The sequence below is a fragment of the Acerihabitans sp. genome (assembly GCF_036398755.1).
GTDB lineage: Bacteria > Pseudomonadota > Gammaproteobacteria > Enterobacterales > Enterobacteriaceae > Acerihabitans.
On the sequence record NZ_DASWOM010000006.1, the window covers coordinates 54077 to 66675 of the forward strand.

At 58.4% G+C, this 12599-nt stretch carries 12 protein-coding genes and 2 tRNA genes; 7 read left to right on the forward strand and 7 right to left on the reverse strand.

From position 1 onward, the window contains the following. Positions 1–101 precede the first annotated feature (101 nt). On the forward strand, positions 102–1361 hold the full coding sequence (gene amiC / locus VGC33_RS01130; RefSeq protein ID WP_331118153.1) for an N-acetylmuramoyl-L-alanine amidase AmiC: 1260 nt from the start codon (positions 102–104) through the stop codon (positions 1359–1361). A gap of 373 nt (positions 1362–1734) precedes the next feature. On the opposite strand, the gene VGC33_RS01135 is transcribed toward amiC, so the two are convergent. Further along, positions 1735–1811: transfer RNA gene (locus VGC33_RS01135), tRNA-Met, on the reverse strand. Between the two features lie 91 nt (positions 1812–1902). Then, positions 1903–1979, reverse strand: a tRNA-Met gene (locus VGC33_RS01140). Between the two features lie 216 nt (positions 1980–2195). On the opposite strand from VGC33_RS01140, the gene mltA reads away from it, so the two are divergent. Both mltA and tcdA read left to right on the forward strand, forming a co-directional pair. Further along, positions 2196–3359 (forward strand): murein transglycosylase A, encoded by a 1164-nt coding sequence (gene mltA, locus VGC33_RS01145; RefSeq protein WP_331118155.1) that lies wholly within the window; start codon positions 2196–2198, stop codon positions 3357–3359. Positions 3360–3388: 29 nt separating this feature from the next. Next, on the forward strand, positions 3389–4201 hold the full coding sequence (gene tcdA, locus VGC33_RS01150; RefSeq protein ID WP_331118157.1) for a tRNA cyclic N6-threonylcarbamoyladenosine(37) synthase TcdA: 813 nt from the start codon (positions 3389–3391) through the stop codon (positions 4199–4201). Here tcdA and csdE read toward each other — a convergent pair. Further along, positions 4191–4643 (reverse strand): cysteine desulfurase sulfur acceptor subunit CsdE, encoded by a 453-nt coding sequence (gene csdE, locus VGC33_RS01155; protein WP_331118159.1) that lies wholly within the window; start codon positions 4641–4643, stop codon positions 4191–4193. The genes tcdA and csdE overlap by 11 nt on opposite strands. Before the next feature lie 18 nt (positions 4644–4661). Then, positions 4662–5870, reverse strand: coding sequence for a cysteine desulfurase CsdA (gene csdA / locus VGC33_RS01160; protein WP_331118161.1), 1209 nt, complete (start codon positions 5868–5870; stop codon positions 4662–4664). 225 nt (positions 5871–6095) lie between these two features. Here csdA and VGC33_RS01165 point away from each other — a divergent pair, with 225 nt between their 5' ends. The 4 genes from VGC33_RS01165 to rlmM all read left to right on the forward strand — a co-directional run bounded on the left by VGC33_RS01165 (position 6096) and on the right by rlmM (position 9217). Then, positions 6096–6317 (forward strand): YgdI/YgdR family lipoprotein, encoded by a 222-nt coding sequence (locus VGC33_RS01165; RefSeq protein WP_331118163.1) that lies wholly within the window; start codon positions 6096–6098, stop codon positions 6315–6317. 435 nt (positions 6318–6752) lie between these two features. Beyond that, on the forward strand, positions 6753–7691 hold the full coding sequence (gcvA, locus tag VGC33_RS01170; RefSeq protein ID WP_331118165.1) for a transcriptional regulator GcvA: 939 nt from the start codon (positions 6753–6755) through the stop codon (positions 7689–7691). A gap of 37 nt (positions 7692–7728) precedes the next feature. After that, complete coding sequence (locus tag VGC33_RS01175) at positions 7729–8124, forward strand: DUF423 domain-containing protein (RefSeq protein WP_331118167.1); 396 nt, start codon at positions 7729–7731, stop codon at positions 8122–8124. Next, positions 8117–9217 (forward strand): 23S rRNA (cytidine(2498)-2'-O)-methyltransferase RlmM, encoded by a 1101-nt coding sequence (gene rlmM, locus VGC33_RS01180; protein WP_331118169.1) that lies wholly within the window; start codon positions 8117–8119, stop codon positions 9215–9217. Before VGC33_RS01175 ends, rlmM begins: the two co-directional genes overlap by 8 nt. Positions 9218–9289: 72 nt before the next feature. On the opposite strand, the gene xni is transcribed toward rlmM, so the two are convergent. The 3 genes from xni to queF all read right to left on the reverse strand — a co-directional run bounded on the left by xni (position 9290) and on the right by queF (position 12539). Beyond that, positions 9290–10054 carry a flap endonuclease Xni gene (xni, locus tag VGC33_RS01185; protein ID WP_331118171.1) on the reverse strand — a complete coding sequence of 255 codons (765 nt, stop codon included), beginning with the start codon at positions 10052–10054 and terminating at the stop codon, positions 9290–9292. A gap of 88 nt (positions 10055–10142) precedes the next feature. Next, a complete protein-coding gene (ppnN, locus tag VGC33_RS01190; protein WP_331118173.1) occupies positions 10143–11507 on the reverse strand; it encodes a nucleotide 5'-monophosphate nucleosidase PpnN in 1365 nt (454 codons plus the stop codon). A 171-nt stretch (positions 11508–11678) separates the two neighbouring features. Beyond that, on the reverse strand, positions 11679–12539 hold the full coding sequence (queF, locus tag VGC33_RS01195) for an NADPH-dependent 7-cyano-7-deazaguanine reductase QueF (RefSeq protein ID WP_331118175.1): 861 nt from the start codon (positions 12537–12539) through the stop codon (positions 11679–11681). Between the last annotated feature and the right edge of the window lie 60 nt (positions 12540–12599).

Below are 12599 nucleotides of genomic sequence, written 5' to 3' on the forward strand. Positions count from 1 at the left end.
AGAGGCTTTTAAGGATGACAGATACCGGCGGATTGGTTAAAGTTTTTGCCATTAAAAAAATGACTGTTTTTTCATTATAATAGCTTTTCCCCCGGGGGGACATGACCGATTCACATCATAATTCGGGGCGCAGGCGGTTGCTGCGTGGCGCCGCGGCCGCCTGGCTGCTGAGCCTCAGCCGCACCGGCATGGCGGCGCCGCCGCTGGTGGTGGCCGTGCGCATCTGGCCCGCGGCCAGCTACACCCGCATTACGCTCGAATCCCGGGCGCCGCTGCAGTACCGCCAGTTTATTCTCGCCAACCCCGACCGGCTGGTGGTGGATATCCAGGACGCGCGGCTCAATTCGGTGCTTGCGGGCGCCGGTCAATTGGTCAGCGAGGCGGATCCCTACATCCGACGGATGCGGGCCGGTCAGTTTGATCAACGCACCGCCCGGGTGGTGATAGAACTGAAACAGCCGGTCCAGGCGCGCTTTCTGGCCTTACCGCCGGTGGCGGGGTTCAAAAACCGTCTCATCATGGACCTCTATCCCCTGGCCGGCAGCCGCTCCGCCTTGCAGGACGACCCGCTGCTGGCGCTGCTGGAAGACTACAATAAGGGGGATCTGGCGCGCAGCCTGCCGCCGGAATCGCAGGCTCCGCGGGCCGGTAAAGCCGGGCGCGACCGGCCGATAATCATCATGCTCGACCCCGGCCATGGCGGTGAGGACTCCGGCGCTATCGGCAAATTCCGCACCCGCGAAAAGGATGTGGTGCTGAAAATTGCCCGTCATCTGCGCGCATTGATCGAACGTGAACCGAATATGAAAGTCTATATGACGCGCAATGAGGATGTCTTTATCCCGCTGAAGGTGCGGGTGGCGAAAGCGCGGCGGCAGCGGGCGGATTTGTTCGTCTCCATCCATGCCGACGCGTTTACCAACCGCGCGGCGCGCGGCGCGTCGGTGTTCGCGCTGTCCACCAAAGGGGCCACCAGCGCGGCCGCGCGCTTTCTGGCGCAAACCCAGAACGCCGCGGATGAGGTGGGCGGAGTGAGCAGAAGCGGCGACCGCTACCTGGATCATGCCCTGTTTGATTTGGTGCAAACCGCCACCGTCAAGGATAGCCTTAAGTTCGGCGGAGCGGTATTGCATCATTTGGGAAAAATTGCGCACCTGCACAAACGCAGCGTCGATCAGGCCGGTTTTGCGGTGCTCAAGGCGCCCGACATCCCCTCCATCCTGGTGGAGACCGCGTTTATCAGCAATGTGGAAGAAGAGCGGCGCCTGCGCACCACGCGTTACCAACAGCAGGTGGCGCAGTCCATCCTGGCGGGCATCAAGTCCTATTTCGCCTCGGGCGGCGTAATCTCGGGCCGGTAAAACATGGCGTATTGCCCGATATCGTTAAAATCCCCGCGGCCGGCCTAACGCCGGCTCTACGCAGGCCGCCTTGGTCATTGGCACAAGCGCTGCCGGGGTTTTGCGGCGCCGGGTATCCCCGCCGTTTCGCCCAGGCTGAAACCCCTATAAAATCTGCCCGTCGGTCCAGGGAGTCGATTGGCCGCCACCATATGGGGTAATAATCGCGGCGACCGTCGTCACGCCGTTAAATGAAAGGTGTTACCCAGGGGATAAAAGATTATATCGGTGATTCTATAAGGGTTGCGGCTGTCGGCAGAAAAATGCCAAGAATGAGGCGAACGGAAAAACAGGATTAAATGCGGCGAAGAGAGGAATTCATACTTGCTAAAAATGGTTGCGGGGGCCGGATTTGAACCGACGACCTTCGGGTTATGAGCCCGACGAGCTACCAGGCTGCTCCACCCCGCGTCCGATATACTACATCTGTGAGCAATCAGATGCTTGCTTCTTTACATTTTTTTTTGCTTTTTGTCTTAACACATTACTTTTACTGCTTAATTGGTTGCGGGGGCCGGATTTGAACCGACGACCTTCGGGTTATGAGCCCGACGAGCTACCAGGCTGCTCCACCCCGCGTCCGTGGAAGCGCACTATACTCTGGACTGCATTTGATGCAACCCCTTTTTGCGATTAATCCTCTGCTTGCATGATTTTTGTTTAAAGAAGGGTTTTTTCGCCTAATTTATATACAAAACATACGCTTGTTTTTGCAATAATGCATTTATCTATTGAACCGCCTTTGCTATCGTTCGCCGTTGATACCAGGGCAAACGGAACCGGCATGAGAACGTTATGAAAAAACAATGGGCACACTATCTTTTCATCGGCCTGATTTTAGCCATTTTGGCCGGCTGTTCGTCGCGCCCCACCGATCGTGGACAACAGTATAAAGATGGTCTCCTTACCCAGCCGTTTGGGCTGGTCAATGAACCCAATGCCAAGGGGCGACCGGTTAATGCCAAGGATTACGCCGATCAGGTGATTGAAACGCAATATGCGGCCGCGGGTCTTTATAGCCGCAACAGCGGCAATTTCGACGCCGTTAAACGCTGGGCCATGGCGGGGGCCGATACCCGCCAGCTCAGCCGGTTCGGCGTCAAGGCCTACCAGATGGAAGGGGTGGACAATTACGGCAACGTGCAGTTTACCGGCTATTACACCCCGGTTATTCAGGCCCGCTATACTCCGCAGGGCGAGTTCCGCTACCCGCTGTACCGCATGCCGCCCAAGGGCCGCAACCGTCTGCCCGACCGGGCCGCCATTAACGCGGGCGCCCTCGACGGCCGTAACCTGGCGATTGCCTACAGTAATTCGCTGATGGATAATTTTATGATGGAAGTGCAGGGCAGCGGTTATGTGGATTATGGCGACGGCCGGCCGCTCACCTTCTTTGGTTACGGCGGTAAAAACGGCCACCCCTATCGCAGCATCGGCAAGATATTGATCGATCGCGGCGAAGTCGCGCGCGAGGATATGTCGATGCAGGCGATCCGCCAGTGGGCTTCGCGCCACAGCGAGGCCGAGGTGCGCCAACTGCTGGAGGAGAACCCGTCCTATGTGTTCTTCAGACCGGTTCCCTTCGCGCCGGTAAAAGGCGCCAGCGCCGTACCGCTGGTGGCCAAGGCTTCGGTGGCGTCGGACCGCTCGCTGATACCGGCCGGCACCACGCTGCTGGCGGAGGTGCCCTTGCTGGACAACGCCGGCAAGTTTACCGGCAAATATGAGATGCGCCTGATGGTGGCCCTGGATGTGGGCGGCGCCATTAAAGGACAGCACTTCGATATCTATCAGGGCATCGGCGCCGAAGCCGGCCATGCGGCGGGATATTACAACCATTACGGCCGGGTCTGGATTTTGAAAGGCGCCCAGGACGGCAACCCGATATTCACCGGCGGGTCACAGGGCCTGACAACCCAAGCCAGCAGCGGCCAGGTACAGGTTACCTACGATAATTAGGCTATGGACAAATCAATAAGGTCAGCAAAATGAACCGGCGCTATTCAGACGCGTATCTCCAGCGTTTCGGCGGCACCGCCCGGCTATACGGCGGGCAGGCGCTGGACGTGTTTTACCGTGCCCATATCTGCGTGATAGGCATCGGCGGGGTGGGGTCATGGGCGGCGGAAGCGTTGGCGCGCACCGGCGTCGGCGCCATTACGCTCATTGATATGGATGACGTGTGCGTCACCAATACCAATCGCCAGATCCATGCGCTGCGTGAGCAGGTGGGCCAGCCGAAAACCGAGGTCATGGCCGCGCGTATCGCCTCGATCAATCCGGAATGCGTGGTGACCTGCGTGGATGATTTCATCACCGCCGATAACGTCGCGGCCTTGCTCGATCGCGGCTTCGACTACGTTATAGACGCCATCGACAGCGTGCGGCCGAAAGCGGCGCTGCTGTCGTATTGCCGTCGTTATAAAATTCCGGTGGTCACCGTGGGCGGGGCGGGCGGGCAGATCGATCCCACCCGCATTGCGGTGGCCGATCTGGCCAAAACTATCCAGGATCCGCTGGCGGCCAAGCTGCGCGAGCGGCTCAGGCATGATTTTAACGTGGTCAAAAACAGTAAAGGTAAATTGGGCATAGACTGCGTCTACTCCACCGAACCTTTGGTGTACCCGCAGCCGGACGGCTCGGTTTGCGCGTCGCCTTCCACGGCAGTGGGACCTAAACGCATGGACTGCGCCTCGGGTTTTGGCGCGGCGACCATGGTTACCGCCAGTTTCGGGTTTATCGCCGTTTCCCATGCGTTGAAAAAAATGCTGGCCAGGGCGGCCCGCGGCGTCAGCGCTTGATATAACCCTCGGCAATTGCGCTTATCCGCCCGGCAATCGCCGCCAATCCCCCGGCGCGGCTGACGCTCAGTTCGGCGCGCAGCCCCAGCGCGTCAAACGGCGCCAGCGGATCCTGGCGGAAAAGCCGCTCCGGCGTTTTGCCCTCGGCGCCGGCCAGCACCACGGCCAACAAGCCTTTGACGATGCGCCCGTCGCTATCGGCGTAAAAATGCAGCGTGCCGTCGGTTAGCCGCTGATGGCCGAGCCAGACCCGGTTCTCACAGCCCGTCAACAATGCCGCCGGCGTTTTCAACGCATCCGGCAGCGGCGGCAGCGCCTTGGCCAGCAGAATAATCTGCCGCAGGCGATCTTCCCAGGACCTGCAGGCGGCAAAACGTTGCGCGAGCTCCCGCATATCGATTTCGCGGCCGAAAGGATGGCCGCCCGATTGCTGTTCTGTCATAACGTTATCCCCTTCAAATCAATCCCCCAGCAGGGATAAGGCTTTTTCCACCGATGCGGCCAGCCGGTCGACATCGCCGCGGGTATTATACGGCGCAAAAGAAGCGCGCAGGGTTCCGGATACGCCCAGCGCCGCCATCAGCGGCTGGGCGCAATGCTGCCCGGCGCGCAGGGAAATGCCGTCCTGCGCCAGGATGGCGGCGATATCCTGATGATGCAGTCCGGTAAACATAAAAGATAACAAACTCGAACCCGGCGCGCTAAATGCGCGAAACCCCGGCAGGGCGGACAAACGTTGCGCGGCGAGGGCGGCCAGCCCGGCGCTGTATTCCTCCGCCGCCGCCAGATCCTGTGTGCCCAGCCAGTCAAGGGCGGCGCCAAGCCCCAGCACGCCGGCAATATTGGGCGTGCCGGCTTCAAAACGCTGCGGCGCCGACCGGGGAATAAATCCGTCGAAGCCCGCTTCGGTCAACATTTTGCCGCCCCCCTGCCAGGGCGGCATATCTTCCAGCAGCGCGGTTTTGCCATACAAAACCCCGATGCCGGTCGGTCCATAAAGTTTATGGCCGGAAAAAGCGTAAAAATCAATATCGGCGCCTAGCACGTCGGCAGGCCGGTGCACCGCGCCCTGCGCGCCGTCAAGCACGATAACCGCCCGCGGGTGGCGACGGACCATAGCGGTGATCAGCGCCAAATCCGGGCAGCCGCCGGTAACATTCGACATCTGGGTTACGGCGACGATACGCGTCCGATCGTTCAGCAGCGCGCCGAGTCGCCCCGGGTCCGGCAGCAGATCATGTCCCAGCGGCCATTTGACCACGCGCGCGCCGGTCTGCTGCGCCACCATGAGCCAGGGGATAAGGTTGGCGTGGTGCTCGGCCTCGCTGACCAGGATCTCGTCTCCCGCCCGCAGGCGTGGCCGGGCATAACTTTGCGCCACCAGGTTAATCGCCTCGGTGGCGCCGCGGGTCCAGATTATGCCCGCGGCGTCGGAAGCGCCGATCCAGGCGGCGGCCTTATAGCGCGCCTGCTCGTAACGGGCGGTTAGCGAAAGCGCGCCGGGGTATTGGCTGCGATGGACATTGCCGGCGCCATGGCGATAAAACGCGTCGGTGGCGTCAATGACCGCGTTGGGCTTAAGGGCGGTGGCGGCGCTGTCCAGATACACCGCTTCATTGTCGAGCGCCGGGAAATGACGCCGGAAGCCGGCATAATCAAATTCGGTCATGGTTACTCTCATACACCTTGTTCGGCGATATCTAACTACAGATTTTTCCTATTATCGCCGCCTGAAGGGGTTAATGGACAGGATTTAATCCCGTTTTGTGGAAAAAACAAGAATGCTTGTTATGCTGAATAACAATGGGTAAGGAAAATACCTGACTGTTTGGAAAATGAAAAACAGAATTAAGTGTCGATTATATTTACGAAACGATATTGCCAGGAGATAAAAATGAAAAAATCAGCTGCAGTCATATCCGCCTTTTTGTTTGCCATGACGTTAAGCGCCTGTTCAAGCAATTACGTCTTGCACACCAACGACGGGCGTACCATCGTCACGTCCGGCAAACCAAAGGTCGATGATGAAACCGGCATGATCGGTTACCAAGACGCCAACGGCACCGAGCAGCAGATTAACCGTGCCGATGTAAAGGAAATGATGAAAGCGCAGTAATCAGCGTCCAACCCTTGCGGACGGAACGCCATCGTGCCGGCGGCAAGGCGCCATAGCCGTGACTAATGCATAAAAAAGCACCGCCTGGGGCGGTGCTACATATTTCACGTATTGGACAGACAGAAAAATGTTCAGTAAAGCTGAAAATGCTAAGCAGCGGTACGATAAAGCGGCACCCTGCCGCCAAAAAAAGCTAACGGCCTGAAAAACAAACCAAAAATTGGCAAACACAACATCACTGCGCGGACCAAAGGCTCGCCTGAATCGCAATATCCAAACTTACCTTTCGTTCCGGCCCGCGTGGTTGAGCAATACTATAGGTATTTGCTGGTGCATCCACAACGGACAAATTATAATGTCTCGGATAACAAAAACTAATAGGTCAAGCCTTCGTGCCCATCTTCCTTTCCACCGGTGCAGAAAAGTGCCGCGCTCATGTCTAAACGCTTACCGCCGCTTAACGCCCTGCGGGTCTTTGACGCGGCCGCGCGCCATTTAAGCTTTACGCGCGCGGCCGAAGAGCTGTTCGTCACCCAGGCCGCCGTCAGCCACCAGATTAAATCCCTGGAAGATTTTCTTGGGCTAAAGTTGTTTCGCCGCCGCAACCGATCGTTGTTACTGACCGAAGAGGGGCAGAGCTACTACCTGGATATCAAGGAAATTTTCTCGGCGCTCATCGACGCCACCCGCCGGTTGCAATCGCGCAGCGCCAAAGGCGCGTTGACCGTCAGCCTGTTGCCCAGTTTTGCCATTCAGTGGCTGGTGCCGCGCTTATCCAGTTTTAATGCCGCCTGGCCGGGGATTGACGTGCTGATCCAGGCGGTGGATCGTGAAGAAGATAAGCTGGCCGATGACGTTGACGTCGGCATTTTTTACGGCCGCGGCGTCTGGCCCGGCCTGCGGGTGGAAAAGCTGTATGCCGAATATTTACTGCCGGTTTGCGCGCCCAGCTTGTTAAGCGGGACGCACCCGCTGAAAACCCCCGGGGATCTGGCGCACCATACCCTGCTTCACGACGCCTCGCGCCGGGACTGGCAGGCCTATACCCGCCAGTTGGGGCTTACTCATATCAACGTGCAGCAAGGGCCGATTTTCAGCCACAGCGCCATGGTGCTGCAGGCGGCGATCCATGGTCAGGGTGTGGCGTTGGCCAACAATGTAATGGCGCAGACGGAAATTGAAGCCGGCAGGCTGGCCTGCCCGTTTAATGAAGTATTGGTCAGTAAAAACGCTTTTTATCTGGTTTGTCATGACAGCCAGGCGGAAGTGGGTAAAATAGCCGCCTTTCGACAATGGATTATCGGGCGCGCGGCGAGCGAGCAGGAAAAATTCCGATTCCGTTTCAATAACGGTCATTCGGTTGAATCCGAATAATTATCGCAAAATTAACATCATAATCAGGATTAATATAATGCGTAGTCGCGCTATGTTGGTATTTGCCGCCGTGAGTGGTCTAATTTATGTCGCCCTCGGCGCATTCGGCGCCCATATTCTTAGCCAGACGCTGGGCGAGCTGGAGTTGGCCTGGCTGAAAACCGGCCTGGAGTATCAAGGATTTCACACCCTGGCCGTTATGGCGCTGGGTGTTGCCATGCAGCGTAACCCCAGCCTGTGGTTTTACTGGAGCGGGGCGCTGCTGGCCATCGGTATTGTCCTGTTCAGCGGCAGTCTTTATTGCCTGGCCCTGTCGCACCTGCGTCTATGGGTTTATGTTACGCCGATAGGCGGAGCATGCTTTGTGGCGGGATGGACGTTAATGTTAATTGGCGCGCTGCGTCTGAAGAAAAAGGCCGAACGCCGTGAATAAAGTGATTTTATATTGCCGACCCGGATTTGAGAAAGAGTGTGCCTCGGAGATTACCGAAAAAGCCGGCGCCCTGGAAATCTATGGCTTTGCGCGGGTTAAGGACAACAGCGGCTACGTTATTTTTGAATGTTACCAGCATGAAGAGGCCGACCGGTTGATCCGCGAGCTGCCGTTTCGCGAGTTAATCTTTGCCCGGCAAATGTTGCTCACCGGGGAACTGCTGCGCGATTTGCCGGTGGACGACCGCATTGCGCCGATAATCGGCATGTTGACCGGCGCGGTAAAAGGCGCCGGCGATTTGCGGGTGGAAGTGCCCGACACCAATGAAAGCAAGGAACTGATGAAGTTCTGCCGCAAATTTACCGTGCCGCTGCGCGGGGCGTTGCGCGCGCAGAAAATCCTGGCCGTGCGGGAAGAACCGTTTCGTCCGGTTATCCATGTGTTTTTTATCGCCCCCGGCTGCTGCTACGTGGGGTATTCCTACAGTAACAACAATTCGCCGTTTTATATGGGCATCCCGCGCCTGAAATTCCCGTCCGAGGCGCCGAGCCGATCCACGCTGAAGCTGGAAGAGGCGTTTCATGTCTTTATCCCGCGCGATGAATGGGATGAACGTCTGGGCAGCGGCATGTACGCGGTGGATTTGGGCGCCTGTCCCGGCGGCTGGACCTATCAACTGGTGCAACGGAGTATGATGGTGCATGCGGTGGACAACGGCGACATGGCCGAGAGCCTGATGGCGACCGGGCAGGTGATCCACCATCGCGAGGACGGCTTCAGGTTCGAGCCGCCGCGCAACAACGTTTACTGGCTGGTTTGCGATATGGTGGAAAAACCGGCGCGGGTGGCGCAGCTGGCCGCCGACTGGCTGGTCAAGGGCTGGTGCCGCGAGGCCATCATCAACCTCAAGCTGCCGATGAAAAAGCGTTATGAGGAAGTCAGCCAGAACCTGGCGCTGCTGCGCGATACCCTGAAGGAAAATGATATTCATTCCGAGGTACACGCCAAGCAGCTTTATCACGATCGAGAAGAGGTGACGGTGCACATCCGCAGGTTTTGGAGCGCGGTGCCGGGGCGGCGGGACGAACGCTGATAACCGCATGGCGCGGGGCCGGGGAAAACGCCCCGCGAATACGGTATTTTATATTAAAACCCCTGCCGGCGCTTATGACGAATGACCGCCCAACCTTAACTGCTGCAAATTGCCTTCCAGGTGAATACCGGTATCAAGCGTCGCCACCTGCTGGCAGATAAACGCCATTTCCCGCTGCTGCTCCAGCCTGAGGCGCCACTTGCCGCCCAGCTGATCCAACTGCTGGTACAACCTGGCCAGCGATCCGGCCTGGCCGATTAGCTGGGCGGCGGTTTTCGGACCGATGCCGGTCACCCCCGGGATCTTGCTGCCGCTGATGCCGGCCAGTCCCCAATAATCGGTCAACTGTTCGGGCTGTACGCCAAAGGTCTGGGCCACAAACGGCATATCCAGCCAGCGTTTTTGAAAATAATCACGGATCTGAATCGACGGCGACAGCAGCTGGCAATACCCCTTGTCGGTGGAAACCAGCGTCACGCGGTGGCCGGCAGCGGCCACTTTACACGCAAGCGTGGCGGCAATATCATCCGCTTCAAAACCCGCCGCCTGCCAACTGGGCACTCCCGCGCGGGAAAAAAACTGTTTAATCTCCGGCAGCAATAACCGTAAATCATCGGGCATCGGCGTGCGGCCGCCCTTATAGCCGGGCAGCCGCTGGTGGCGCCAGCTACCATGCCGCTCCTCGTCATCGAACACCGCCACCGCGTGCGTGGGTTCGCTATGCAGGATGAGCTGCTGGAGGGCGTGCAGGCAGGCCGACGCGCAGGACGCGCCCTGCACCGCGTGAATGCGGCGAATCAGGTTTAATGCATCGACAATCAATAAGTGGACCGACATGGCTTACCGTCCTGATAATTAACCGGCGCGGCGTTAAGCCGGGCCGGTAACCGCAGTGCCGCCCGGGCCGGGCCGCGAGGACGCGGGATTAAATACAAATCTCGTAGCAGGGGATATAGGCGCTGCCGGGCAGCTTCATCCGGTGCTGGGCGACAAATCCCTGCAACAAGGCGTCCATGCGTTTCATGATAGCCGGATCGCCGTGCAGCTTGTAGGGGCCGTACTGCTCGATAAGCCTGATGCCGGTCTCCTTGACGTTGCCGGACACGATGCCGGAAAAGGCCCGGCGCAGCGCGGAGGCCAGCTGTTCGGCCGGCTGGTCGCGGTGCAGGTTCAGGTTAGCCATGTTTTCATGGGTCGGGTCGAACGGGTGCTGCAGGTCAGGCGCGATGCGCAGCGACCAGTTAAAGCTATAGGCATCGCCGGTATTGCGGCGGTTTTCCTTCACTTCAGGCATCGCTTTTTTCATGCGCCTGGCCACTTCTGCGGCGTCGTCGATAATAATGGTGTAAAACCTGCGCGCCTGCTCGCCCAGGGTGCTGACAATAAACTCGTCCAGTACCCGGAAATAATCGGCGCTGATGCCGGGACCGGTCAGGATAAGCGGCAGCACCTGATGTTTATTCTCCGGGTTCATCATGATGCCCAGCAGGTAAAGCAGCTCTTCGGCGGTGCCCACGCCGCCGGGGAAGATGATAATCCCATGGCCGATGCGCACGAAGGCCTCGAGGCGTTTTTCGATGTCCGGCATGATGATAAGCTCGTTGACCAGCGGGTTCGGCGGCTCGGCGGCGATAATCGACGGCTCGGTCATGCCGATGAAACGCCCATCCTTGTAGCGCTGCTGGGCATGTCCCACCGCCGCGCCTTTCATGGGCGCCTCCATGGCGCCCGGACCGCAGCCGGTGCAGATGTTCAGTTCGCGCAGTCCCAGCTGGCTGCCGACATTGCGCGCATACAGGTATTCGGTTTCATTGATGGAATGTCCGCCCCAGCACACGATCATGTTCGGCGCTTCGCCCACATGCAGGCCGCGGGCGTTGCGCATAATGGAAAATACCAGGTTGGTGATATGGACGGAATTTTCCAGGTTCAGGTGCTGGTGGTGGCCGGCGCTGACAATCTGGCCGTTGACGAACAGGATATCGCGCAGCACCGCGAACAGGTTTGCCTGCAGCGAGCGGATAATCCGGCCGTCGACAAAGGCTTCCTCCGGGGGATTGACCAGTTCAAGCTTGACGCCGCGCTCGCGGCGCAGCACGTTGATATCGAAATCCTGGTAACGGGCCAGCAGTTCCTTGCTGCTGTCGGTCTGGCTGCCGGAGTTAAGCACGGCCAGCGAACAATTGCGAAACAGCCGGTACAAATCACTGCTGGCGGTACGCTTGAGCATATCGACTTCAAGTTGTGACAATAGATCCATCGAGCCAAGGGGGCTGATATGCGTAATCAATATAACTCCTTGTGTGCGACTCGGCACAAAACGCAAACAAACAGTCGAACCGGCCACTGATGAGTCCGTTGGGCGGTTCGCTGTTTTGTAGTTAAGCTAACCATAATAATATCGCCGCGGTTTTACCAACCGCCCGCGAAGAAATTCGTCTGAGATGCGCGCGTGCGCGCATTATTGCCGCGCCAGGCGATTTTTTGCCGGGATAAAATCCGTATTGCTGCGCCAGGGATTGATATCCAGGCCGCCGCGCCGGGTATAACGCGCGTAGACCGATAAGCGTTCAGGCCGGCAAAAACGCATCAGGTCGGTATAAATCCGCTCCACGCACTGCTCGTGAAATTCATTATGCTGGCGAAACGATACCAGATAACGCAACAGGGCTTCGCGATCGATACGCGGGCCCCGATAGCTGATTTGCACGGAACCCCAGTCGGGCTGGTGGGTAATCAGACAATTGGATTTCAGCACATGGCTGACCAGGGTTTCGCTGACCGCGGGCGTGTCGCCGACGGCATTCGCCAGCCAATCGGCGTTAAAACCATATTCATCGATGATGATGTCCTGATCGTCAATGCACTCGCCGTCAAAATCAGCAATCGGCTGATGCGTCAGCTCGCCAAGCCTGAACAGCGCGACGTCCACCTCGCCCGCGGCGCACCGGGCGAGGTCGCGCAGTAAAATTTCACGCACCGTGGCCCAGTCGGCAAACCGGGTTTGGTTGAAGCTGTTAAGATAGAGCTTAAAGCTCTTGGATTCAATCAGGTTAAGGCTTTGCGCGTCAAGGCTGACCTGGCCCAACGCAACCTGGGGCAGGCCCTTTTCATTGAGCCACGACAGCTCATACAGCGTCCAGATATCGGCGCCGTGAAACGGCAGCGCCCCCGTGTCCCGGTCGGGCCGGATGCCCAGCGGATCGCGGTTGAGCGCGCGCGGTACCCCCTGCAGCAGCGCGGCGTCATACCGATCGCGGTAGGCGGTGGGTTTACCCAGCGTTAAATAGTCCAGGGTGTGTCGATCGTCGTTCAAGGACATAATGTTTCAACCTATATGCTCCGTATTGCAATGCGCCAAGTGTAACCTAGAGAGTCGTAA

Bases quoted from the DNA above. Each gene is read 5' to 3' on its own strand.
- amiC (WP_331118153.1), top strand. From the start codon at position 102: ATGACCGATTCACATCATAATTCGGGGCGCAGGCGGTTGCTGCGTGGC.
- mltA (WP_331118155.1), top strand. From the start codon at position 2,196: ATGAAAAAACAATGGGCACACTATCTTTTCATCGGCCTGATTTTAGCC.
- tcdA (WP_331118157.1), top strand. From the start codon at position 3,389: ATGAACCGGCGCTATTCAGACGCGTATCTCCAGCGTTTCGGCGGCACC.
- csdE (WP_331118159.1), bottom strand. From the start codon at position 4,643: ATGACAGAACAGCAATCGGGCGGCCATCCTTTCGGCCGCGAAATCGAT.
- csdA (WP_331118161.1), bottom strand. From the start codon at position 5,870: ATGACCGAATTTGATTATGCCGGCTTCCGGCGTCATTTCCCGGCGCTC.
- VGC33_RS01165 (WP_331118163.1), top strand. From the start codon at position 6,096: ATGAAAAAATCAGCTGCAGTCATATCCGCCTTTTTGTTTGCCATGACG.
- gcvA (WP_331118165.1), top strand. From the start codon at position 6,753: ATGTCTAAACGCTTACCGCCGCTTAACGCCCTGCGGGTCTTTGACGCG.
- VGC33_RS01175 (WP_331118167.1), top strand. From the start codon at position 7,729: ATGCGTAGTCGCGCTATGTTGGTATTTGCCGCCGTGAGTGGTCTAATT.
- xni (WP_331118171.1), bottom strand. From the start codon at position 10,054: ATGTCGGTCCACTTATTGATTGTCGATGCATTAAACCTGATTCGCCGC.
- queF (WP_331118175.1), bottom strand. From the start codon at position 12,539: ATGTCCTTGAACGACGATCGACACACCCTGGACTATTTAACGCTGGGT.